The sequence below is a fragment of the Gilvimarinus chinensis DSM 19667 genome, assembly GCF_000377745.1.
Classification (GTDB): domain Bacteria; phylum Pseudomonadota; class Gammaproteobacteria; order Pseudomonadales; family Cellvibrionaceae; genus Gilvimarinus; species Gilvimarinus chinensis.
Genome location: NZ_KB898714.1, coordinates 88,753 through 112,035, shown reverse-complemented (window position 1 = coordinate 112,035; position 23,283 = coordinate 88,753). Strand labels below are relative to the sequence as shown.

The following is a 23,283-nucleotide window of genomic DNA, read 5'->3' as shown; positions in this document are numbered from 1 at the left end:
CCGGCAACGTTGTTCTGGTAGTAAGACAAAGGAATGGTGGTGGATTCGCCCACGGCCTTAAGGCCCGCAAAATGCATCACCGCCGTAAAACTGTGGGCGGCAAACACCGCATCTAACGCCGCTCGGTCGCGGATATCGACTTCATGCAGTTCTGGCCGGATACCGGTAATCGTCTCTATGCGCTCCAGCACCTCGCGGTTGCTGTTACACAGATTATCAACAATAACGGGCGTAAACCCCGTGCCAATAAGCTCAACACAGACGTGGCTACCAATGTAACCCGCCCCGCCGGTAACCAGAACAATCCCGTTTGCACTCATACCCACTCCGTTATGCACATAAAGTAACAGCCCTATAGGCTCAGCCGCCGCGATTATACCGGCCCCTCCACCCTTACGCGAAACCGGTTTCCAGCAAATACCATCTTGCTCCCAACCATTGCAAGGCTGGCCTTGCTTCGGGCATCCAAGTATCCTAGCGCGTCCACACTAAAAGCAGCCCGAAACGACCTTTCAAGAATTATGAGCAACGCAAAAACAGTCCAGCACACCCCCATGATGCAACAGTACCTTCGCATAAAAGCCGAGCACCCCAACGAGCTTGTCTTTTACCGGATGGGCGACTTTTACGAGCTGTTTTTTGACGATGCCAAGAAAGCGGCGGAGTTGTTGGACGTAACCTTGACCGCTCGTGGCAAGTCCGGAGGCGAGCCCATTCCAATGGCCGGGGTGCCTTACCATGCGGCTGAAAGCTATCTGGCGCGGCTGGTGCGCGCCGGAGTTTCCGTGGCAATTTGCGAGCAAATTGGCGACCCTGCCACCAGCAAAGGACCTGTTGAGCGTAAGGTCATGCGGGTGGTAACGCCTGGCACGGTGAGCGATGAGGCACTGCTGGATGAGCGCCGTGATAACTTGCTGGTCGCAGTGCATCGCAACGATGACACCTTTGGCATTGCCTCACTGGATATCGCCAGCGGGCGCTTTTTAGTCTTGCAGGTTGATGGGTTAGACGCCGCCAACGGCGAACTGCAACGTTTGAATCCGGCCGAACTGTTAATCAGCGACGAGTTGGACTTACCTGAAATCACCGAAAACCGTAAAGGCGTACGCCGCCGTGGCCCCTGGGAGTTTGAGCTGGAAACCGCCGAGCGTTTGCTGACACAGCAGTTCGGCACGCAGGATTTGTCCGGTTTTGGTTGTGATCATCTGCAAACCGCCATCGCGGCGGCAGGCTGCCTGTTAAGCTACGCCCGCGAAACTCAACGCACCGCTCTACCTCATGTGCGCACTCTCGGTCATGAAAATCGCGATGAAGCCGTGGCGATGGACTCGGCCACACGCCGCAACTTGGAAATCGACTTAAACTTGACCGGCGGTGACGACAACACGCTGTATTCCGTGCTCAACAAAACCGCCACAGCCATGGGCTCGCGCCTGCTGCGCCGCTGGCTCAACCGCCCACTACGCGATATGCATACGCTGCTGGCCCGCCAGGATGCCGTGGCAAATCTTGCCGACAACTACCGTTTTGAGCCGGTGCGCGATAAACTCAAGCGCATCGGCGATATGGAGCGCATTTTGGGTCGACTGGCGTTACGCTCTACCCGCCCACGGGATTTGTCACGGCTGTACATTTCGCTCGCCACTTACCCCGAGTTGCAATCGGCGTTGGGCGAATGCCAAGCGCCCCGTTTGCAGGAACTGGCCGCAACCATCAGTACGTTTCCCGAGTTAGTCGACTTACTGGATCGCGCCATTGTCGAAAACCCACCGGTGGTGATTCGCGACGGCGGCGTTATCGCCGAAGGTTACGATAGCGAGCTGGACGAGCTGAGGGGCATCAGCGAAAACGCTGGACAGTATTTGGTTGATTTAGAAACCCGTGAGCGCGAGCGCACCGGTATCTCAACCTTAAAAGTCGGCTACAACCGTGTCCACGGCTACTTTATCGAGCTTACCCGAGCCCAGTCCGACCAGGCCCCTGCCGATTACATTCGTCGGCAAACACTCAAAAATGCCGAGCGCTTTATCACCCCCGAACTAAAAGAGTTTGAAGATAAAGCACTGTCCGCCAAAAGCCGTGCCTTGGCGCGAGAAAAAGCACTGTACGAAGAACTGCTGGAAATTCTGAACAAGCAATTAATCCCGCTGCAAGATTCCGCTGCCGCCGTGTCAGAGCTGGATGTGCTAGGTAATTTTGCCGAGCGCGCCCAAGCGCTGGATTTAGCTAAACCTGATTTAAACGAAGCTTCCGGTATAAAAATTGAGGGTGGTCGACACCTAGTGGTTGAGGATGTACTGGACGGCCCGTTTGTTCCTAACGACCTGGATTTTAGCCGCGAGCGTCACATGCTGATTGTGACCGGACCCAACATGGGCGGTAAGTCAACCTACATGCGGCAAACCGCGTTAATTGTTCTACTCGCTCATGTGGGTAGTTTTGTGCCTGCGGCAGCCGCCAAGATCGGTATGGTAGACAGAATTTTTACCCGTATCGGATCGTCAGACGATTTAGCAGGCGGCCGCTCTACCTTTATGGTAGAGATGACCGAAACCGCCAACATTTTGCATAACGCCACCGACCGCAGCCTGGTATTGATGGATGAAATTGGCCGCGGCACCAGCACCTTTGATGGCCTGGCACTGGCCTGGGCTTGCGCCCGTCACCTGGCCGAAAATTTGCGCGCATTTACTTTGTTTGCCACCCACTACTTTGAGCTGACCGAGCTGCCGGACTCATTACCCGGCATCGCCAACGTGCATCTAAACGCAACCGAACACAAAGACTCCATTGTGTTTATGCACAAGGTGCAAGAGGGCCCTGCCAGCAAAAGTTACGGCATTCAGGTGGCAAAGCTTGCAGGAATTCCCGCTGCGGTGTTGGCCCAAGCGCAACAACAATTGCAAAACCTGGAACAAAATCACCACCAGCTTCCCGACCAAGGCGGCCCTATTTCAGCTCAAACAAATAACAACACAAGCGACCCTTCGCCAATGCAAACCAGCTTGTTTGACAGCGCGCCTCACCCGGCGGTGGAAGCCTTAGAGAAGCTCGACCCCGATGACCTGACACCTAAGCAAGCTTTGGAAGCTCTTTATCAGTTAAAATCATTGTAAATAAAAACGATTTTCAATCGCGCAAAATACCCTTACAAACAATAGATTAGGGGCCTGTGAGCCCCTACCAAAACTTGCAAATGCTGTTAAAATGCCCCACTTTTAAAACTACTGGTAACCGTGGAGTCACACAATGACATTCGTAGTTGGGGATAACTGCATTAAATGTAAACATACCGACTGTGTAGAAGTTTGTCCGGTCGACTGCTTTTACGAAGGCCCCAATTTCTTGGTGATTCATCCAGACGAGTGTATCGATTGCGCTTTGTGCGAACCCGAGTGCCCAGTGGATGCAATTTTCTCGGAAGATGAGCTGCCCGAAGGGCAAGAGGTTTACCTTGAGTTAAACGCTGAGCTGGCTGAAGTATGGCCAAACATCACTGAGAAAAAAGACGCCCCCGAGGATGCCGAAGAATGGGATGGTGTAGAGAACAAGCTGCAGTATCTGGAACGATAAGATCCATATACTTTTAGCAAGACAGCTATAAAAAAACCGCGCTAAGCGCGGTTTTTTTGTTTCAGGCTGGTAAGAAGTCAGGCACCAAATAAGCTCTCGCTGCTCAGCCCCTGCTTTTCGACAATATCCCGCAGACGCCGAAGGGCTTCTACTTGAATTTGTCGCACCCTTTCACGGGTTAACCCAATCGCTTTACCCACCTCTTCCAGGGTACTGACTTCATGACCTCGCAACCCAAAGCGACGGGCCAATACTTCACGCTGCTTTTCACTTAGATCATCGAGCCATAAATCCAGGCTCATGTTCATGTCATCATCTTGCATCAATGCCGCAGGGTCAGTGTCATGCGCATCGGCGATAGTATCCACTATAGTGCGGTCGGAAGAGTTTCCGATGGGCACATCGACAGAAGTCACTCGTTCATTCAAGCCTAACATTTTTTCCACGTCACCCACCGGCTTATCCAGCATAGTGGCGATCTCGTCTGCCGAGGGCTCATGATCAAGTTTTTGGGTTAACTCGCGCGCCGCCCGCAAATACACGTTTAGCTCTTTTACCACATGAATAGGTAGGCGGATTGTACGCGTCTGGTTCATGATTGCTCGCTCAATGGTCTGGCGAATCCACCAAGTGGCGTAGGTTGAGAACCGGAAGCCGCGCTCTGGATCGAATTTTTCAACCGCGCGAATCAGACCAAGGTTGCCCTCTTCGATCAAATCCAAAAGCGCTAAGCCGCGATTGACATAGCGACGGGATATTTTCACCACCAAGCGCAAGTTACTTTCTATCATGCGCTTGCGTGACGCTTCACAACCTTTTAGTGCTTTACGAGAAAAATACACTTCCTCTTCAGCACTGAGCAAAGGTGAAAAGCCTATTTCATTTAAATATAGTTGGGTAGCATCCAGACTGGAATTGTCTGCTGCGAATTGGTTATCCGGACGTTTTCGCTTCGCTCGACTGACTGTGGGCCTGGGCTCTTCTAAAACCACCTCTTCGAGATCAGACTCCGTAGTCTGCAACATTAGCATGTCGTCGTGCTTTGCTTTACTTGTTTCCCTGTTTTCTACTGGCATGGCAAGGTCCCCTTATTGGTCCTTTCCGGCAAATACCTCTTGCCGACCGTTGTCAACTCAAGTGGTACTCCTATAGCTACTTCCTGTAGGTTTCATTTTAAAGACAGCGCCGCTCAAAGCGGTAATCATCTACTAACGTTTGGGCAGATACGTCAGCGGGTTTACCGGCTTGCCATCGCGTCTGATTTCAAAATGTAATTTCTCTTTATCCGTACCACTAGAACCTAGTTCGGCAATCTGCTGGCCACCTTTCACACTTTCTCCCTCTTGCACCCGAAGCGCCCTGTTGTGAGCGTAGGCACTGAGAAAGGTTTCATTATGCTTAACGATAACCAGCTTACCGTACCCGCGCAGCCCTGTACCGGCATAAACCACATAACCATCAGCGGCTGCCACTACAGGCTCTCCCAATTTGCCACTAATATCAATACCTTTATTCAAACCACTTGATGAGCTGAAGCCAGCAATGACGTTGCCGCGAGCCGGCCACTGCCATGTAACCGCTCCCGTCAGCTTCGGCGGGGGTTTGTTATCGCTAACGCTTGGTGTTTTATTTTCAGAACGCGGCGGTTTAACCGGGGCTGTAGGTGCAGGACGTTTTACCGTTTCAGCCTCACGGGTGCTGGGCCGCGCAGGCTGAGGAGCGGGTTCCCGCGCCGCGATAGCCGGTGGAGGTTTACGTTTTGAGGCGTCATCTACATCCAGCCTGAGCTGCTGCGATGCATAGATTGTATAAGGTGGGCCTATTCCATTATGCCGCGCAAGTTCTCGAAAATCTAAGCCATAGCGCCACGAAATACTGTAAAGGGTTTCATTTGGGGCAACAGTGTGAATTAAAATTTTACGAGAGGGGGGTTGTTGACGGTCGGCCACTTGCGCAGGAGGGGGGGATGAACAAGCGACTACTGCAGCGATGTTCAAAATAATGAACAGTTTAATTGGGCGCCACAGCGTGTTCGTCCACATTTTTACCATCCCGAGTCCCCATAGAGGAAGATCATCTCAGCCCCAGCTTATTTAAATACGCGATTACCAATTCGGGGTTATTAGAAATTCATCTTAATCTGCTTAAAAGAAGCGTTCAAATCTCGACTACCGAGCATAAGGCCCAACCTACGAGCAATCTCGATTGTTACGCCCAACCCCTTCTAGCAGTAACACCAGCACAACCCCACATAACGCACTGATCGATACCGATACAATAGCCGCCTGATTTCCTGTTACGGCTTCATACACCCAAGGCGAGATATTTTCCTGCACTATGGGCACCATCTCACCATGACGATTTATACGCTCCACCAACACTTGCTTCCAGGGCCAAACAATAACAATAGAACCCGCTAAAAAACCGGTTAATACCCCTAAAGTAATGCGTCGCCAGTGCTGCAGCAGCCAGTACAATACGTGCGAAAACAACAGCAACCCCAGCACACACCCCGTCCCGAATAAAGCCAGTATTTTAAAATCAAGCTCGGTCACAGCGCGCACGAATACCGGGTACATTCCCAAAACCAAGAGCAAAAAGCTGCCTGAGACTCCAGGTAAAATCATCGCGCAAATGGCAATAGCTCCCGCACCAAGTACCGTAAGTGCGCTGACTGGCACCTCAACCGGTTTTAGTACCGAGATTGCCAGCGCCACTAACACACCGCACGCTAGTGCCAATAGCGTTTTAGGGTGAAGCAAATCCAGAGTGCGCGCTAAATAAAGGGTAGAAGCGATAATTAAACCGCAAAAGAAACCCCAAATTTGCAATGGATAATTGGCTAGCGCGTAAGCGATAAGGTGCGAAAGCGTAGCAATACTGAACAAAACACCGCCAAACAGGGCCAGCAGAAAGCTGCCATCCACATGCCGCCAGGCACTGGCCCAGCCGTCGCGCTTTAGTATCAACAATGTTTGAGGGGTAAAAGACTTAAGCGCTTTAAGCAGTCGCTCATAAATACCGGTAATAAACGCGATGGTACCGCCAGACACGCCGGGCACTACATCCGCAGCGCCCATGGCCATGCCCTTTAAAAACGTACTGGCGTGCCCCTTTATGACCTGTAACAGCATTAACGAGTCGTCCCCGATAACAGCGGGACAAATTTTACTGGCTCGAGTTCTTGCGTCATAAATTTATCCGACTCGCCGTCGCGCACAATCAATTGCAGGCTTTGCGCATGCCCCCCCACCGGGATGACCAACACCCCATTTGGGGCAAGCTGTTGTTTTAACTCTTCGGGCACAAACTGGGGCGCGGCCGTGCTAAGAATGGCATCAAATGGTCCCATTGAGGGCCAGCCAAAACCGCCATCGGCATGATTGAGCTGCACATTGCGAAGCCCCAAATCACGCAGCCTTTGGCGCGCTTTGTCCTGCAAGGGCTTGATACGCTCGACACTGAACACCTGCTCTACTAGCTGCGCCAGCACCGCTGTCTGGTAACCCGAGCCTGTACCGACCTCTAACACACGCTTGAGCTTACCGCCGCTGGCAGCGAGCAGAATCTCGGTCATGCGGGCAACGATGTAAGGCTGGGAAAGGGTTTGGCCGTAGCCGATGGGCAGGGCTGAATCTTCGTAGGCGCGATGAGAAAGAGCTTCGTCCAAGAACAAATGGCGCGGAGTACTGCGGATAACATCGAGAACTTTATAGTCGCTGACGCCTTGGTCCATTAGTCTCTGCACCAATCGCTCGCGCGTGCGAAGGGACGTCATGCCCACGCCTTCAAGAATTAAATTGCTCACGCCTTCCTTTACCCCATAGTGCCGACTTAGCGGGCTGCAGCCCAACCGGTCGGATTTTTTCTGGCGCCACTATAGCATAAATCGGGGCGACCTCAGCCTGCTGCGCAAAGCCGCGCAACGATCACTCCCACTCAATCAGCTCGCGCAATAAAGAAGTGGCGTAGGCGCCCACCCCCAGCGAAAATGACAGCTGTAAATGCTCGCCCTGCCAATGCCAGTTCAGCGCCTCGGGCATGTTGACTAGCGCGCGCCGCTCTTGCTTTAGACCGGTAAACTCCAGCGGCTCAAGCCAGTGCTGCCAGGGGGCAAGAACGGTTTCTTCCAAGGCCTTGGCCTCTGCGCTGGTGGCCAGTCTGCCCCGCCCCCATAATGGCCCCGTGACGCAGCCGCCCTCTTCAATATCGCCCTCAATGCTGGTACGCCACAGCCCCTGCTCGATACGCTTGGCCAGCACTTGATTAAACAAGTAACTACGCGCAGAGGATAAATACAACGAGCGTTTGTGGCGATTTTTGACCTTGATGCCTTCAACCAGCATGCGGTTGGCCGCCTCAAGGTTGCCGCCACCGATACCAAAGCGTTGTTCGCCAAAGTAATTGGGCACGCCTTGGGCGGCGATAAGCTGCAGTCGCGCATCCACCGCGGTTTTATCGGCGCTGAGGTTGCGCAGCACAATAACAAAACCATTGCTGCGATGCTGGCCGCGCCGCAGCTTTTGCTTGTGACGGGTGGCCTCTAACAGAGTAACGGTTTCACTGTTCAGGGCCTGCCAATCGGGTTCGTCACCCTTGGGAAAATAAACGCTAAACCATTGGCGGGTCACACCGTGGCGATCTTTGAGGCCACAGTACCCCACATCACGGGGCTCCACTCCGGCAAGGCGGGCAATAGAGCGAGCCAGCCATTCAGTGTTATCGCCACGTTTTTCCACATGAAGATACACATGCTCACCGCTGCCATCGCAGGTGAAGCCCAAATCTTCATTAACGTAAAAGTCTTCCAACTGTTCGCGAAACCCCGCCTTGCCTAAAGGCTCGCCGTGTGCGCGCGGAAACTCTAAAGAATAGGTAGTGGTCATAACGGACTTAACAGCACCACGGCTTCGGCGGCGATACCCTCTCCACGCCCGGTAAAGCCCAGCTTTTCAGTGGTGGTGGCTTTCACATTTACCTGTGAAATCGCACTATTGAGATCATTGGCGATTGCCTCGCGCATTGCTTCAATATGCGGAGCCATTTTTGGCGCTTGAGCAATAATGGTCATATCCGTATTACCCAGCTGCCAGCCCGCAGCGCGAATTTTTTGATACACCAAGCGCAATAACTCGCGGCTGTTGGCGCCTTTATATTGGGGGTCGGTATCGGGAAAGTGCTTGCCGATATCACCCAAGCCACAAGCACCAAGTAAGGCATCGCACAGGGCATGCAGCAGTACATCACCATCAGAGTGAGCCACCAGTCCCTGGCTGTAAGGTATAACCACACCGCCTATCACTATTTTTTCACCCGGGCCAAACTTATGGACATCAAAGCCCTGACCTATTCGCATAACTAGCCTTTCGTTAACTGTTGGCTCAGAATCAGATCTGCCAGCAGCAGATCCTCTGGCCTTGTGATTTTAATATTGTCGCGGTGGCCTTCCACCAGCTGCGGTGTTTTCCCGGCCCACTCCATAGCGCTGGCTTCATCGGTAATTTCAAACCCAGCCTGCAATGCCCCCTGCAACGCTTGATGCAGCGCATGCAGCTCGAACATCTGCGGCGTGAACGCGGCCCACAGATTCTGCCTTGGCACAGTATTTTCGATGCCACCGTCCACGCCCGACTTTTTTAACGTATCGCTGACAGGTGCGGCTAAAATTCCGCCCCCATCGCCGCAAGAGTCCAACAGCCGCTGTACATCTGCCACACGCACACAGGGCCGAGCAGCGTCATGCACCAGTACCTGGCCAGCACCCCCAGCGCTTTTTAAGTACTCCAGCGCTGCCAGCACAGAATGCGCTCGCTCAGCGCCGCCAATGACGGTTTTTACTTTGGGGTGGTGGGCCAAGGGCAGCTGCTGCCAGTCGCCATCATCGGCAGACACAGCCACCACAATGACGTTAATGGCGGGTATAGACAGCAACTTTGCCAAGGTTTGTTCGATGACGGTACTGCCCGCCAGGGGTAAATACTGTTTGGGGATGTCGGATGCCATGCGCCGACCCACACCTGCGGCGGGAACGACCGCGGAAACACTTTCGAAACTCATGGGCTACTGTTCTTTGTGGGTCATAAAAAAGGTCTCGCCTTCTTTAATCATTCCCATATCGCTGCGGGCTCGCTCTTCGATCACATCCAGACCGTTTTTAAGGTTTTCAACCTCAACGGCCAATACCCGATTGCGATCGCGCAAGCGTTCGTTTTCAATCTGCTGGCGCTCGATTTCCTGAGTCAGGCGCGCGCGATGCGCATAACTGCCCTCACCCACCCAAAGCCGATACTGCAGGGTAAAGAAAACCACGATTAGTATTGCCAGCAACCATTTCATAGGCGGCAGTTTAGCGTAGAGGCCGACAACTGACTATAAGCGCTGCACCAGTGCTGGTAAAATACGCGGTTTTCAGTATTTAAAACTACATGGCCAAAAAGAAACCCGAAGTACGGATTAACCACTGGGGAATTTACACGCCCTGGGATCACCAATCCAAGCAATTGCCCGAACTGATTAAAGTCACTCACGATATCCCCTGTGAAGTGGGTATTGAGTTTGGCTATATCGTCAATATCAAGAAAGCGAAAAATCGCAAACTGCAATATTGCATATACCACCCTGATATTCCCGATGAAGACGGCAAACCGCTGGCACCTTTTGCCGGTGAAGAATACATCCGCCAGAACGATTGGAGTTTCTTTATTGGCGACACCATTTGGGAACCCATCGAAAACAAAGTCGGCCCCTGGCGTATTACCCTAGCAATTGACGGCGAACTGATTGCCGACAAAACCTTTCAGATGTATCTACCTGAATAAAAAAGGGCCGCTTATGCGGCCCCTTACTCGGTGGTACATCCCGGTACCGATGATTCAGATTACTGACAAATAGCGCCTGTCACATTGGGTGCTACGGCCGAGCTGCCGCCTTTTTGCACCTGCATGCCAAACTCTACGCTTTGCCCCGGCTGAATTTGACCATTCCAGCTTAAATTACTTGCGCTGTAGGGCGAGCTGCCACTGATCTGCGCATTCCAGCTGTTAGTCATGATGGAGCCGTCGGTAAATTGCCAGTTCACATTCCAGCCGTTAATGGCACTGCTGCCCTGGTTGGTGATGCGAATCAAACCGACATAACCGCTGTTCCACTCGTTGCTGATCACAAACTCGCACAGCGCACCATCACCACCGCCGGTATCGCCTACGGTCACACTAGTAGAAGCGGTATCGGTATCTTCACCGTCGTCGGCCGTGAGACTGACGGTATAAGTACCCGCTGTCGCGTAGCTTACGGTTGCCGTGCTACCCGAAGCGTTTTGGCCATTACCAAAGTCCCAGCTGTAGCTTAGCGCGTCGCCATCCGGATCAGACGAACACGAAGCATCAAAGCTCACCGACTCACTAACATTCACCTCGGTATTAAGTGGGCTCAAGCAAGCTACCGGTGCGGTATTAGTAGGTTCGCTGGCCGCAACCAAGCTAATAGCGGAGCTGGCCGAGGTTTCCTGACCATCGTCATCCAAGGCGGTAAGACGAATGGTAAAACTACCTTCACTGGCGGGCGCCGTAACGGTAACACTGTTGCCGTCTGTGACATCCGTAACCACAAGGTCGTCTACCCGCACCCGTACACCTGCGGCATTTTCCAGCGCAAACTGCACTTGCACATCGCTTCCCGGTTGTACTTGAGCGCCACTGGCCGGAGAGGTAATGGCAACCGAAGGCACGGCAGCGGCCTCGACGTTGATAGACACACTAGCGGGGTCAGAGTCAGCACCTGCATTGTCGGTCACACTGTAGGTGAATGAGTCGCTGCCGCTGAACCCGGCATCCGGGGTATACACCAAGCTGGCGCCACTGCCCGATAAGGTGCCATTTGCCGGAGCGTCCAATAGGTTATAGCTTTGTACGCTGCCGTCTTCATCGTTGCCACTAAGGGTAATAGTGACGGGCGTTTCGAAGTCGGTGCTTACGCTGACATCATCAGCCGTGGGGATGCAGTTCACCCCGGTATCCGAACCACAACCGCCGCCTGGCTCTTCACCACTGATTAACCCCTCAGAGGTGTAAACAGGAATCACCGTTGATGGGTGGCCGTACCGCTCCGATGTGCTCAGGTAGGCAGGGTCAAAAGACGGATCGTTGCTGCTGTCCCACACACTGGCGTTGGTGTTGGTTGGCAAAGACGCGCGAAATTGCACCTCGCGGCGATGAGCCGATTGCCCGCCCGGGAAAATCATATCGCCGGCAAAGCTGACTTCGGTGTAGTAAATATGATCCGCCGGATCACCCCAGGGCTGCAGATCGCTGATGGACGTAGCCTGAGAATAACCCGAGCTCATGGTGACATCGTCCGCCGTATAACCCGCGGCGTAGGCCTCGCTTAAATCGTAAAAGTAGCGGAACGAGAAATCATCACGACCTTCGGCCGGTGTGGTACTGCGGTTTTGCAGCACCGCGCGAATTTCCACATGGCGCGGACCCGAACTGTTCACCTTAGCGCCAATAATGAATTCATCGTCGCCGCGCTCTTCACTCGGTGGAAACTGCGAGTCAGGTATAGGGTTGCCACCGTAATCCGCGAACATGGCCGCCGCTGCACTGGTAAAGCCCGAGTTATAATCCACGGCCACCTCATTCATGATGTAGTCGCCGCGATCTTCCACATAGTTGGTGTCCGCATCCGGCCCTGCGACTACCGCGCCGTATAAAACGTGCCGCTGTTGCTCAGGCGTTTGCAAGCTATCGGCCCAGCTTCCATGGGAACCACGGTGGTGCACATTGGTGGGATAGTCATTGCCATAGCCAATCAAAAAGCTTCGGTTGGCTGGGTTTTCACCGAGAATATAATCAATTTGCGTTACCCCAAAGTCCTGATAGCGAGCTTTTAAAGGATCGTTAGCGGGTAGGTTATCGGCATAGTAAAGGGCTAAATACGCGATATTCGCAGCGTAACGATTAACCCCCCAACCAGAGCCATCTACGACCACAACGCCGCCGGGAGTCCGATTTCCATTACCAACACTCCAGTGGTCAAGGTAACGCTGAGCATCAGTGTGGAAGCGCTCGTCACCCACCAGCGATGCCAGCAGTACATAAACCCCGTAGGCTTTGTCGTTCCAGCCCAGCGACCAGGTATACACCGGCGTAGTGGATTGGGTTTCGGTGCCCATTTTGTCGTAATACTCAAGGGCTTTCGTCAGGTAAGCATCGTTACCGGTAGCGCGCCACAACCACACCGCGCCCCAGGCCATTTCGTCCCAGTACACGCCGTAAGTCGAGTTGTAAAATTGCTTTGCATCGGTAATGCAATTGGAATACGCATTGTCTACGCCGTCGGTGCCGGTGGTGGCCTCGGCAAACGCAAACAGCTGTTCGGCGTGAGTCAGCAACTCGCTGGCGTAGGCTGAGTCGGTGGGGCTAAACACCATCGAGGAAGAAGCCATGGCCGCAGCGGTTTCGGCCGCTAAATCCGGTCCGGGGCAGCTCATATCAATTTTCATCGCCACCCGCGATTCGGGAATTTTATGGTGCACTACTTCAGCAGGCCCCCAAAAGGTATGGTCCTCTCCACCAACACCTACCTGGCCATACAAAACGTTCGGCTCAGGGTGCGCGTTGATAAAATAGTCGTTAACAAAGCGCAGGTTATTCAGCAGATGCTGCAACTGGCCTGATTCTTCATAAGCGTCTCGGTAATCCACCCCACCCCAGGCGATCAGAGTTGTGGTGGCAGCCATAGGGAAGCCGAATTTAACGTGGTCGCCGGCATCAAACCAACCACCGCGCAAATCCAGGCCTACGTCATCGCCATCGTTCGGGGTTGAATCACCACGCCAGGGCACGCGGTTCCACTCTGGCAGCGGACCGGCTTGCTGGGCTTCATAAAAATAAAGGGATTTTTGCAATGCCTCGCCGTAGTTTTGTTGTTGTCCATAAGACGCGGCACTTAATAAAACGCCTGCAGCGCAGACGCCTAAACGAGTGAGTGTTTTCCGTTGCAAGGTTGTATCCTCCATCATGAGTTCGATCTCTCAAGGTTTTTATTGGTGTTAATGGGTCTTTCATTTGCCTGCACATAAATGGCGGGCAGGGTTTTACCGACCACCGTTGCGGTGGTCGGTAAAAATCTTCAGCGTGAAAAACTATTGGCAAATATCACCGGTCACGGCGACTTCTTCAGAAGCACCCGATGCTTGAAAGCCAAAAGTTACGGACTGGCCAGCACCAATGCTTTGGCTGTAACCCTCACCCTGAGCCTGGAAGGGGTTATTACCGCTAACATCGGCAGACCAACTGTTGGTAATGGCGACATTACCGCTGTACTGCCACTGCACACTCCAGTTCTCGATGGCCGAGCCACTGGTGTTTTCAATGGTGATTTCACCAATAAATCCAGCGCCCCAAGAGTTACTTACCACATGGGAGCAAGTGGCAAGTCCTTCGCCGCCTGTACTTGAGCTGTTTGAGCTGCTGCTGGAAGAAACACTTGATGAACTGCTAGAGCTGGAGCTTGATGCATTGTCATTCACCACCCCGTAAGGCGCCGGTTGCGATTCACAAGTAGAAACCGCCACACAGCTTGCACCCTGCTCGTAACCCCAGCCGCTCTGCGTGTCCTCACACAAGGGGGTGGGCGTGCCATACCAGTTGCAGTAACTGCCCTCGCCCGGCAGTGACGAAGATGATGAAGACGATGCGGAATCAACATCCACAAAAGCACTTACGTACTGACTGGGGGCTTGAGCGTACACACGGTTTTGCGTCGCGCTCTGCACGGGGTTAACCTCACCGGCCGCATTCACAACGCCAATGCGAACATCGGTATTTTCTGCGTTAACCACTTGTGCAAGCTCTAACGGCCACACATCCGCCGCCGATGTTTGCTCAGTCAGTACCAAAGCGTTGTCGGGCAAATAAACGTCGGCACCAGCTTCGGTGACTAAGCGCAGTTGCACACTATCGCCCGCGTTGAATGTTTGCGCCGACTCGGTCAAAGCGCCCAGGCTATCCCAGTTAGAGGCCGCCTCGGGTAAATGATTAATGGTTACTGAGGTAATACTGCTGTTATCCGCGTTACTGACCTCCAGGCTAACCGTCACAGCTTGCTCAGTTTGGGTATCCGCCAAACTCAGCACCGTATCAACACCACTGGTGGCACTTAGACTGTAAGCGGCACTGGCCGGTGACACACTCCACTGATAACTTAAGTTGTCACCTTGAGAATCAGCCGCGCTTAAGGCCACCTGCCCAGCTCCAGTTACAGTGGACACATCCGGGGTCAGGCTAATGTCAGCCACCACGGGTAAAGGACCAGTGCCACCATCGAACTGCGCGTCAATACAGCCGTGAAAACGCTCGTAGGTGAAATAATTACGCCCCCATTCACCGTAAATTACATGACGGCCTTCACGCTCAGGAAGCGTACAGGTGGTATGAAATAACGCGTTGCCTTTGTCGGGAACCACTAATGGATTGGCGTTGGGATTAGCGTCGTCGTACTCCAACACACAAAAAGCTTCGCTCTCGAAGTCATCCCAGGTTAGCGCTTCGCCAACGGTGTATTGAAAGCCCGGTTTGGTAATCCAATAGCGGAATTCTTCGGTGTCATCAAAGTGAGGTCCCCAGGAAATATCCCAGGTAATTGTCTGCTCCCCTGCACTCATAGAGTTGGTGGGCCAGTCGATGGGGGCATCCCACGGCGTTGCACCACCGTTCCAGGTTTCACTATCAAAACCACACACATTGGTGGGCAAGGGGTCGACGCCTGCGCGGCCCACATCGTGGGTTAACACGCTCATAAATTGATACCCGCCGTTCATGTCATTGGCAAACGCCTGAGCACAGGCGCTTCCCGGTTGGGCTTGGTCGGGCTTGGTGACAGCCCCACAAATCCAGTTACGGGCGGCAGGCTCCGACATCAAACCGTGGGCCAAGGCACCGGTTGAGGTCAGCAACGCAATTGAACTGCACAATAGTTTTGAACAAAAAGATTTTGAGTAACGCATATAGGCTCCAGAGCGATTTGAGATTATTTATTTATGCTCAACCCGCAGCAGCTACAACCAAAACACAGCGGATCCAAGCGCTTTCCACCACCCTGTATGGGCCCAGGGTAGCGACAGCCAAACCGAAGGCTCACTCTCCTTCGCTTCGCACTATCAAAGCGCTAATCATTGAGTGCTTTATCCGCTTAAAAATCAAATTTATAAACGTTAATTTGAGAACCTATCCGCACGTTTTTCCGTTTTTGGCTTAAAAATCCTTTTTTGTTTTTTTTGCGACAATTGCTTTTATCTAATTGTTATCGATACCGTTTTTTTTGACAGAACTATTTTTAATTAAAACAAAGGAGGGAAGGAGTTAAACCAAAAAAATGTTATCGATAAAGTTCACATAACATCAACATAAAAACCACGGAAAACGTGGCATTAATCAGCAGACAGACATTCAGCCATATATTTTGCGAGCGGAATTCCAGTTATTGCTTCAATAAAAGCGAATTGCCCTTGGGGGTTTAACTCTAGAAATATCGGCTTACCATTGGCACCAATTTTCATATCTACGATACCCATTTCAAGCCCCAGGACTTTAATCAATTTCTGACACAAATTACTTACCTCCTGAGGAAGCTCAAAGGCAGAAATAGGAACTTCAAGATCCGGCCGCCAATCAAGCTTATCGGAAACAATTTTGGCGGCTATGACGTTACGACCAAATACATGAATACGGTAATGCTCACGGCCCGGTACTATTTCCTGCCAAACCGCAGGGCAAGCAAGCAACGACTTCTCTTTCGCTATATCTGGCTCCGTCACACATCGGGTAGGCACTGAAAAGTTAGCAATGCCTTTAACCACTTTAACAATCGCCTGTCCATTGCAGTCATGAACAAACTGCTTAATGGCAGAGGCATCAGAACTTACCAGTGTAGCTGGAATTTCCAGGCCAATTTTCTTAGCCACCTGCAACTGTAAAAGCTTATTATCCGCGGCCACCTCCATTCTGGGGTCGTTGAACCATCGGCCACGAAACGATGAAAGCAAACACCCTAACAAAGCCTCTCGGCACTCTCCCGTCACAAGTTTCTGTGCAGCCAAATCACCAAAATCTGCCGCATTAACTTGTGGTGCATTCACTCTGCGCCACCACACTGAATGTAATTCGGAGGGAGAAAAGTAATTATCACAACTGTCTTTTAAGCGTGTTTGACCTGAGGACTCCGAATACCACTTTATCCAGGAGGTTCCGGCCAAACTATCAGTATGAACCACATGGCACTGGTGGCCGAGCAACGACAGCTGCTCGGCCACCAGATACCCGTGAAGATCTTCACTAAGCGTGAAAATTGCAATCTTCACCATCGCCTCCCTTAGCCCATATCACAGTCACAACGGTAAGCTGCACCTGTGCCACCGCGCTTACAGAAGGAAACCGTTCCGCCAGACCCACCACCGATATCAAAGTCTAACCCCAAACGTTCTTTTACTTCCGCATGCCACTCTTTCATACGTTCTGGCACTACAACTTCGTAAGCAGCCGGGGGAAAGTTAAGCACAACAGGCGAAGCATCCCAGGCTGTTAACCGGCCTTTTACGGGCGCTTCCTCAGCAAAGTCAGGGGCCTGCGAAATGTCACTATCGCAGCGATAGGCTGCTCCTGTTCCACCGCGACGACAAAAAGAAATCGTACCACCTGAATTAGGACCAATATCGAAATCCAGACCAAGCCGGTCGGCGACTTCGGCTCGCCATTCTTTTAGCTCTTCTGGTTCAACAGGTCGATAGGCGGCGGGAGGGAACTTTAACACCACAGGTTGATGCTCAAAACTTACCAATTCTCCGGCAGGTTCGTAATCGTCTTCAAATTCTTTAATATCAACTTCTTTCTTCATAACCAAATCCTTTGTAATTCGAAGTAAACAAGGTTGTATTTCTGTCTAGCGGCTCCACTAAACAGCAAGAAAACTTTATACGCATCCTTGAAGAGAATAAAGACTAGTTGGCGTTTTACCCGCCATTATTTGCCTGCCGCTAAAAACTGCAAAAACCGACATCAACACGTCGCCAGCATTAGCAACATCATTTTGCAACCTGGAATAAGTTAGAATCCGGGGGGGGAGCTGTGAAAATCTAAACGTAATGAACTTTAAGGCAATAAAAGAGTTTTGATAAAAACAAAAAGTACCGTAAACAAATAGAAGTCGGGTATCTTAAAGTTACATTTTTCACCTCGATTCAAGGTAAAAAATATCAGCCATAATTTTAAAATATTAGCCGCTGGTTAATCACTTCACATAAAGGGTTATAAGAAAGTTACTTTCAATCGGGTAATTCACATGCACCCGCGTCGCTCCCGTCAAGAACAAACCGCGTTATGTAACTATTCACTGATTCGGCGGCATCTACATTCAGAAAATGGCCCGAGCTTTCGACAACATGCGCACTTACACAATGCAATACTTGCTTTGCACGGCTTAGGTCATCTTGAGAGTTAATAATATCCTCATCCCCAATTAACACCAATGTGGGAATAGTTAGCCTTGCAAACTGTTCTCTCTCGAAAGGCCGCATCTCCAGCATCAACGCAGGAATGGCATCAAGGGTGGAGGCATAACGATAAAATTGGTCAATATACAGGGGATCGATTTTGTCGACATCAGTGGACATAGTATGCAATGTCTCACCAACCTCTTCCTTTTCAGGGTTAATGGCAAACATTAGGTTTTTAAAAAGATCGAGGCTCGGGTCTATCCAGCTAAATGTCTGAGCCGGGCTTAACAACACTAAATGGCTCAACCGTTGAGGTTCTTTTAAAGCCAATTGCGTCGCAAACCATCCACCTTGCGATGCCCCCACCAATGCAAACCGCTCAAGCTGAAGCTTCACAAACACTTCACCGTACCAATCCAGTACCTGCTTAAGCTCGTCAACGCCCGGCTTTGGCTTAGACTTTCCGGGCCCTAAAAGGTAATCGATGGCGTAAATACGAAAGTGCTTCGCAAGTTCTGATGCATTGGGGTACCACATCGTCGAATTGGTGTTCATTCCGTGCAATAACACCACCGGATAACCGTCCTCGGGGCCAGCGACCACCACCTGGGCTACCCCATAAGAGGTCGGCACGCGCAACTCCTGAAAACCACCGCCCCACAAGGTTAAAGCTCGGCTATACAGCTGTTCGGTGCTTAATGTCTCAGCCTTTTGTGTAATTAGCTGTTCATACTCTTCAGCATCGCTCTGAAGCGCAAAATCATCCACCGTCTTACTCGCCGAGCCATTAGAATCACAGGCCACCAACAGACCGGAAAAGAGAGACAGCACTGCGACAACGGCCAACCTTGGCCAAAAAGCTCCACGCGCATTTAATACACCGTTATCAGTAACACTCAACATCTAGACCAGCTCTTTTAAGGGTTAACGAAGGTTTAATGAGACTAAGAATACACTTGATCGCCCCGGTAATCGCTATATTTTCAGATGCTCCACCTTGTTAAAACAGGCCCACAGAGGCAGATTAACCTTCAGCGCAAGGATACACTGAAAACCCAAAGCAGCACCTAACACGGCGTGATAGTGACCCACGAGCAGACAAGCAAAGAAATGCCCGGCGGTTGACGGGCGAAGACAACCCCACATCAGAAATTATCAAACGGCTGTTGTTATCAGAGGAAGCCGTATGCAAGTATTTACCGGAAACCATGGCCAAGCTCAACGCCGCCAACCGCATAAACACCGCACGAATAACGGAAAGGACACCAGAAGGGATGGTTATAGCGTCTAAAAACTAAGCGATCAGAAAAATCCTGTTATCATTTTTTACTCAAGGCCTGCTACGTTCGCTCTTCAACCTCCCAGACAGTATCACCAGAGTCCTCTTCAACGATCCAAATTCGAACGTGTCGATTTCCCGTGGTATTACCCTCCACTTCAAAATGTGCGAAGTAATTCCCTACACTAAAGTTGATGGTATCCACTTCATAAATACCAATATCACCTCGACCCAAAGAGGAATAACCGAACAGAAGCAATTTAATGCTACGGTTTCCAGGCCTGAAAACAACGCTCTGCTGACCTCTAATATTGTGTCGACTCTTATGATCATACTCGCCGGAGCTGAACATGTTATCTACTAGGGCTTGCCTCGCAACAATCGACTGACACAATGATTCACTGTATTTTTCGGAGCAAAGAACTTTAAGCTCAGCCGCCTTAATATCTGGCCATATCGACTTTTTGGAAGGAAATGGCTCTGGGAGCAACGCCTCCCCATCAACTTCCAAAATCGTCAAGCTTTTCTGAAAAAACGGCCCTTCCTCCACACTTCTGGTTTGAGCAAAAAGCTCGACTTTTTCCCCTATAGCCAAAGGCAGCTCATGATAATACGATCTCGCATACCCTTTATTAAAAAGATCATTATTGGGGTAGCTAATATAACCTTCGGGTGTGGAGGCACATGCAGCTATCAGTGCCGCTGCAAGAATCCATACAGCGAAAATAAGCATCCTATTAAGCATAAGCTTAATTTCCTTGTTTTTTAAATTTTATCCATGTGGCCACTGGCAAAACCGGCAATCAACTTATACCGAGGACCTGATATAAAATTAGTACCTGCTCTGCATGAAAAAATAGGTAAGCACAAAAATAAATCTGTCACCTTTTAATTATTAAAGATAATATTATGCTCGCACTGCCACTGAATCTCCCGGCTGGACGTGATGCCTTTGGAGTAAGCGAATAACACGATTTTTAGGAGAATGGCTGGATCGTAAGCGCTGCGACCGCCTTCATCGTTCTTATAGTGGTCGTAGAATGCTGACAGATCAATATGCTCTTCGATCAACCGATGAAGGGTATATTCAAACGTATTGGGTTGCAGCTGATCTTCAAAATTAATCACGACCATGCTGTTCTGATCATAATTATATTTTCGGAAGTTGGGCATGGCCGGTTCTCCTTTTGGCAAGCCCCAATTTTAGCAAAAAACGCCTTGTTTTTAGAGTTTTTCTACAGCCTAAACGCCGCGCTCTGCGGAAAATGTGGAGCGCAGCGGAAAATTTGTCCGACAGCAGCGCCTTGTTATATGGTGCCATCATAGGCACTCCCATCCGCTTACCAGTCCTGCCTCATCAAACTCGACGAGCAATTCCTTCGATGATAGAGCTCTACGCCTAGCTTCTCTCGATATAGAATCGAAATCATTAGAAGTCCTAAATGCGCGAACACTATTTCCTCTATACTCTTTCCATTTACTATCAACAAATTTAATAGTTCTGAATTCTATATCGTTGGCGCTTAGCTTTACGCCATTCCTAACAAAGTCGTCATCATTTTCTAGTAGCTTATGAATTGCTTTTGAGAGCAAGGCGTCAAACGTTATCGCTATAGCGAACGCCTCTTTCACAAATTGCTTAATATCTGTCGGTGGTGTATCTGCTCCGGCAACATGTGCCGCTTTGTGCCTTCTCAACGAGGCACTCTTAAATATCTCAGCCAACGATAACGTTGCAGTCAATCCTAGATCAGATGAAATTTTTGACATTTGACGCCACGGGTCTTCAACATTAAAAGACTTCAGAATATCTCCTATTACGGCATTGCTTATATTGGCTTGAGAATGAGCAAATGTATGGCTAGACAATTCATAGTTTGGAGTTGCTGTGGACGAAATTTTAAGAGCATGATCTTGAATATAAGAAGGCTTGTCGTCCTTATCCAGCAGGCCCAACTGGTAATTCAATGCTGAAAGCACCTCGTACGTTGCTGCTCTTTGTAATTTCTCTGGCAACTCGACAAATGCGATTGTACACCTGCTGACTTCTTCCATGGCTTCTGAAGATCGTTTTTTAATAAAATCCTCTAACGATGCAAAGCTCACTACTGCTAGTCCGTTTCTGAGCATTCTCGCAATTGAGTTATGCTCTCTCTCAGTTAATGCTCTGTTCTGAACAGCATCCGTTTCAATTGAAGAATCAAGGCACCTGATACGCTCAATAAAGTCTGTTTTTGCTGAAGGCATATCAAACCTCAACAGATTCAAGCATATCTTTTAGCTTTGATACTCTATTTCTAATGGCTAGTGTGTCACCTGTAGCTTGCGTCACAGCTTTATGAAACTCAGGATCATTTTCATATAAATCTCTAGTTGCAGATAGGACTACATCTTGCACACCTTCCAACGCCTGAACTCTAGCCGGATCTAAAAGAGAAACGGCTACCATTTGTGCATCAAAAAGCGGGGTGATAAGCTGTTCTCTCCAGCCATTATTCAATGGTTTTTGAAAAGAAAAATCTCCCCATATCTTCTGGCAGCCTTCTATCGAGTACTGAAAAAGCTCCCGCAGCTCATTGACTTCTTTATCCTGGTTTTCTGCCATAAAGTCATCCATTGCCACAGATATTTTTTTACCAAAATTCTCCCAGCGACTATGAATTGTAAAAAACCTTAAAACTAGTTCTAGGTCATCCATACTTCTATATGCAGCTGATTTATTAGAAGTTATCTTTAGCTTCGATTTTAAAAATTCATTTTCAGATAGCTCAAAAAGCAAGTCATTTAATGGGCCTGCGAACGCAACATTTCTAATCTCTTGAGCTTTCAACTTCTCCCCACCAGTATTAAGCCTCAAGAAAACTTCATATTTCAATTCTGGATCAGATTGTTTGAGTAACGTTATTACACGCATGAATGGCCTAATAGAAAGAGCTCTCTTTAATTGAGTAGGCAGCTGCTCAAATGTAAAACCGTTTAGCTCAGGAACTTCTTTCAAGTCCTTTAATTTGAATTTTCCAGATAGAAAGTCATAAATGGCTGTTATTCTTTGCTTTCCATCGATAACCGTATACGTGCCATATTCATCTTCGGAGAGATAAACAGGTGGAACGGGTATATTTAGAAGAAAAGACTCAATTAATGCAGACTGCTTCTCGACATGCCAACGATCCCTTCTTTGATAATGGGGTGTTATATCTATTGACTCAAACTTAACCATCTCCGCTATTGCCGAAAGTGAGAAATCAGATTGTTGAGTAACGAGGCTTTCCTGTGCTCTGGCAAATTTATCTAGTATTTCTTTCATTTCATATCCAAATTTTCAATCTGACTTGTTGGTATCAACTTAAATCATATAACAGCTAATTCATGCGACTCAGTCGCACTTTCACCTGTCACCCTATCCCCCGTAGGGACTGGATGAAGTTAGGTATAGAAGCCGTTGAAAACTGAGGGGAAATAAACATATTTTGACAGCTCCTTGTCTGGGGAAAGTGCGACTCGTATTTTTTGAGAGTTTAATTTAATCTTTTTTATTCTACCGTGCAAGATCCAGCAACTTATTGAATTATCGAGAAAAATATTATTCTCCTGTCTACCGTTCAAACCCAGTATTCAAAGGTTTCCCTTGAGCACGGGGTGCAGCACTAATAAACCGACACCGGCACTAAAAATTACAGCCAGCTACGCTTACTGGCCGGACGTTTCGCGCCGAAGACATGGATCTCAGGGTGTACGTACCGATTCATAGGTTACGTCTTTATTCACCAAAGAAGTAGGCCGCCCACTCTGTGTCTGATGCAGAAAAGTAATTTCAGAGCTATAAAGCAACGAGCTCGCGTGGGGTTTTCGCCCGTTTACGACTGAGCCGAGTGGAAGCCGATTTTAGGGGTTGAGCGCTCTGGACGAGCGCGAAAGGTCTAAGCGCACAGGGATGTGC

Annotated in this window: 20 protein-coding genes and 1 pseudogene; 3 read left to right on the top strand and 18 right to left on the bottom strand. The window is 50.1% G+C overall.

The annotated features are described in order from the left end of the window. Positions 1-320 (bottom strand): SDR family NAD(P)-dependent oxidoreductase (locus D568_RS0117650; protein ID WP_026287135.1); only part of this gene is annotated, 320 nt, incomplete at its 3' end. A gap of 201 nt (positions 321-521) precedes the next feature. On the opposite strand from D568_RS0117650, the gene mutS reads away from it, so the two are divergent. Further along, positions 522-3,116: a DNA mismatch repair protein MutS gene (mutS, locus tag D568_RS0117645; protein ID WP_026287134.1), complete on the top strand. Its 2,595-nt coding sequence runs from the start codon at positions 522-524 to the stop codon at positions 3,114-3,116. Positions 3,117-3,249: 133 nt separating this feature from the next. Beyond that, on the top strand, positions 3,250-3,573 hold the full coding sequence (gene fdxA, locus D568_RS0117640; RefSeq protein WP_020210935.1) for a ferredoxin FdxA: 324 nt from the start codon (positions 3,250-3,252) through the stop codon (positions 3,571-3,573). A gap of 77 nt (positions 3,574-3,650) precedes the next feature. Here fdxA and rpoS read toward each other — a convergent pair whose 3' ends face one another. The 8 genes from rpoS to ftsB form a co-directional block, all read right to left on the bottom strand. Next, entirely contained in the window at positions 3,651-4,649 is a 999-nt protein-coding gene (gene rpoS, locus D568_RS0117635; protein WP_020210934.1) for an RNA polymerase sigma factor RpoS, read from the bottom strand. Between the two features lie 132 nt (positions 4,650-4,781). After that, positions 4,782-5,624, bottom strand: coding sequence for a peptidoglycan DD-metalloendopeptidase family protein (locus D568_RS0117630; protein WP_020210933.1), 843 nt, complete (start codon positions 5,622-5,624; stop codon positions 4,782-4,784). A 138-nt stretch (positions 5,625-5,762) separates the two neighbouring features. Then, positions 5,763-6,707 (bottom strand): DUF368 domain-containing protein, encoded by a 945-nt coding sequence (locus D568_RS0117625; protein WP_020210932.1) that lies wholly within the window; start codon positions 6,705-6,707, stop codon positions 5,763-5,765. Then, entirely contained in the window at positions 6,707-7,351 is a 645-nt protein-coding gene (locus D568_RS0117620; RefSeq protein WP_040517136.1) for a protein-L-isoaspartate(D-aspartate) O-methyltransferase, read from the bottom strand. Before D568_RS0117620 ends, D568_RS0117625 begins: the two co-directional genes overlap by 1 nt. 151 nt (positions 7,352-7,502) lie before the next feature. Continuing rightward, a complete protein-coding gene (gene truD, locus D568_RS0117615; protein WP_020210930.1) occupies positions 7,503-8,459 on the bottom strand; it encodes a tRNA pseudouridine(13) synthase TruD in 957 nt (318 codons plus the stop codon). Further along, positions 8,456-8,929 (bottom strand): 2-C-methyl-D-erythritol 2,4-cyclodiphosphate synthase, encoded by a 474-nt coding sequence (gene ispF / locus D568_RS0117610; protein WP_020210929.1) that lies wholly within the window; start codon positions 8,927-8,929, stop codon positions 8,456-8,458. The genes truD and ispF overlap by 4 nt, the downstream gene beginning before the upstream one ends. Positions 8,930-8,931: 2 nt before the next feature. Then, complete coding sequence (gene ispD, locus D568_RS0117605; RefSeq protein ID WP_020210928.1) at positions 8,932-9,630, bottom strand: 2-C-methyl-D-erythritol 4-phosphate cytidylyltransferase; 699 nt, start codon at positions 9,628-9,630, stop codon at positions 8,932-8,934. A 3-nt stretch (positions 9,631-9,633) separates the two neighbouring features. Further along, complete coding sequence (gene ftsB, locus D568_RS0117600; protein ID WP_020210927.1) at positions 9,634-9,909, bottom strand: cell division protein FtsB; 276 nt, start codon at positions 9,907-9,909, stop codon at positions 9,634-9,636. 89 nt (positions 9,910-9,998) lie between these two features. On the opposite strand from ftsB, the gene D568_RS0117595 reads away from it, so the two are divergent. Beyond that, positions 9,999-10,391, top strand: coding sequence for a DUF3859 domain-containing protein (locus tag D568_RS0117595; RefSeq protein WP_020210926.1), 393 nt, complete (start codon positions 9,999-10,001; stop codon positions 10,389-10,391). Positions 10,392-10,450: 59 nt separating this feature from the next. Here D568_RS0117595 and D568_RS22090 read toward each other — a convergent pair whose 3' ends face one another. The 9 genes and pseudogenes from D568_RS22090 to D568_RS0117550 form a co-directional block, all read right to left on the bottom strand. Beyond that, positions 10,451-13,594 carry a glycoside hydrolase family 9 protein gene (locus tag D568_RS22090; RefSeq protein WP_020210925.1) on the bottom strand — a complete coding sequence of 1,048 codons (3,144 nt, stop codon included), beginning with the start codon at positions 13,592-13,594 and terminating at the stop codon, positions 10,451-10,453. Between the two features lie 123 nt (positions 13,595-13,717). Beyond that, complete coding sequence (locus D568_RS21755; RefSeq protein WP_020210924.1) at positions 13,718-15,580, bottom strand: lytic polysaccharide monooxygenase; 1,863 nt, start codon at positions 15,578-15,580, stop codon at positions 13,718-13,720. Between the two features lie 423 nt (positions 15,581-16,003). Further along, positions 16,004-16,933 carry an MvdC/MvdD family ATP grasp protein gene (locus D568_RS0117580; RefSeq protein ID WP_211211723.1) on the bottom strand — a complete coding sequence of 310 codons (930 nt, stop codon included), beginning with the start codon at positions 16,931-16,933 and terminating at the stop codon, positions 16,004-16,006. 11 nt (positions 16,934-16,944) lie between these two features. Then, positions 16,945-17,466, bottom strand: coding sequence for a hypothetical protein (locus D568_RS0117575; protein WP_020210922.1), 522 nt, complete (start codon positions 17,464-17,466; stop codon positions 16,945-16,947). A 427-nt stretch (positions 17,467-17,893) separates the two neighbouring features. After that, entirely contained in the window at positions 17,894-18,967 is a 1,074-nt protein-coding gene (locus tag D568_RS0117570; RefSeq protein ID WP_020210921.1) for an alpha/beta fold hydrolase, read from the bottom strand. Positions 18,968-19,404: 437 nt separating this feature from the next. Further along, the gene (locus D568_RS0117565) at positions 19,405-20,088 is read right to left on the bottom strand and encodes a hypothetical protein (protein ID WP_020210920.1); all 684 of its coding nucleotides are present in this window, start codon (positions 20,086-20,088) and stop codon (positions 19,405-19,407) included. A 152-nt stretch (positions 20,089-20,240) separates the two neighbouring features. Then, positions 20,241-20,516 (bottom strand): annotated as a pseudogene (locus D568_RS20635) (transposase); the annotation flags it as partial. Between the two features lie 147 nt (positions 20,517-20,663). Next, positions 20,664-21,590 carry a HEPN domain-containing protein gene (locus D568_RS0117555; protein ID WP_020210918.1) on the bottom strand — a complete coding sequence of 309 codons (927 nt, stop codon included), beginning with the start codon at positions 21,588-21,590 and terminating at the stop codon, positions 20,664-20,666. Position 21,591: 1 nt separating this feature from the next. Continuing rightward, positions 21,592-22,650 carry a DUF262 domain-containing protein gene (locus D568_RS0117550; RefSeq protein WP_020210917.1) on the bottom strand — a complete coding sequence of 353 codons (1,059 nt, stop codon included), beginning with the start codon at positions 22,648-22,650 and terminating at the stop codon, positions 21,592-21,594. Positions 22,651-23,283: the final 633 nt, after the last annotated feature.

What these genes read in the sequence shown, in the direction of transcription:
- mutS (WP_026287134.1), top strand. Translation starts at nt 522, where the DNA reads ATGAGCAACGCAAAAACAGTCCAGCACACCCCCATGATGCAACAGTAC.
- fdxA (WP_020210935.1), top strand. Translation starts at nt 3,250, where the DNA reads ATGACATTCGTAGTTGGGGATAACTGCATTAAATGTAAACATACCGAC.
- rpoS (WP_020210934.1), bottom strand. Translation starts at nt 4,649, where the DNA reads ATGCCAGTAGAAAACAGGGAAACAAGTAAAGCAAAGCACGACGACATG.
- D568_RS0117630 (WP_020210933.1), bottom strand. Translation starts at nt 5,624, where the DNA reads ATGGTAAAAATGTGGACGAACACGCTGTGGCGCCCAATTAAACTGTTC.
- D568_RS0117625 (WP_020210932.1), bottom strand. Translation starts at nt 6,707, where the DNA reads ATGCTGTTACAGGTCATAAAGGGGCACGCCAGTACGTTTTTAAAGGGC.
- D568_RS0117620 (WP_040517136.1), bottom strand. Translation starts at nt 7,351, where the DNA reads ATGACGTCCCTTCGCACGCGCGAGCGATTGGTGCAGAGACTAATGGAC.
- truD (WP_020210930.1), bottom strand. Translation starts at nt 8,459, where the DNA reads ATGACCACTACCTATTCTTTAGAGTTTCCGCGCGCACACGGCGAGCCT.
- ispF (WP_020210929.1), bottom strand. Translation starts at nt 8,929, where the DNA reads ATGCGAATAGGTCAGGGCTTTGATGTCCATAAGTTTGGCCCGGGTGAA.
- ispD (WP_020210928.1), bottom strand. Translation starts at nt 9,630, where the DNA reads ATGAGTTTCGAAAGTGTTTCCGCGGTCGTTCCCGCCGCAGGTGTGGGT.
- ftsB (WP_020210927.1), bottom strand. Translation starts at nt 9,909, where the DNA reads ATGAAATGGTTGCTGGCAATACTAATCGTGGTTTTCTTTACCCTGCAG.
- D568_RS0117595 (WP_020210926.1), top strand. Translation starts at nt 9,999, where the DNA reads ATGGCCAAAAAGAAACCCGAAGTACGGATTAACCACTGGGGAATTTAC.
- D568_RS22090 (WP_020210925.1), bottom strand. Translation starts at nt 13,594, where the DNA reads ATGATGGAGGATACAACCTTGCAACGGAAAACACTCACTCGTTTAGGC.
- D568_RS21755 (WP_020210924.1), bottom strand. Translation starts at nt 15,580, where the DNA reads ATGCGTTACTCAAAATCTTTTTGTTCAAAACTATTGTGCAGTTCAATT.
- D568_RS0117575 (WP_020210922.1), bottom strand. Translation starts at nt 17,466, where the DNA reads ATGAAGAAAGAAGTTGATATTAAAGAATTTGAAGACGATTACGAACCT.
- D568_RS0117570 (WP_020210921.1), bottom strand. Translation starts at nt 18,967, where the DNA reads ATGTTGAGTGTTACTGATAACGGTGTATTAAATGCGCGTGGAGCTTTT.
- D568_RS0117565 (WP_020210920.1), bottom strand. Translation starts at nt 20,088, where the DNA reads ATGCTTAATAGGATGCTTATTTTCGCTGTATGGATTCTTGCAGCGGCA.
- D568_RS0117555 (WP_020210918.1), bottom strand. Translation starts at nt 21,590, where the DNA reads ATGCCTTCAGCAAAAACAGACTTTATTGAGCGTATCAGGTGCCTTGAT.
- D568_RS0117550 (WP_020210917.1), bottom strand. Translation starts at nt 22,650, where the DNA reads ATGAAAGAAATACTAGATAAATTTGCCAGAGCACAGGAAAGCCTCGTT.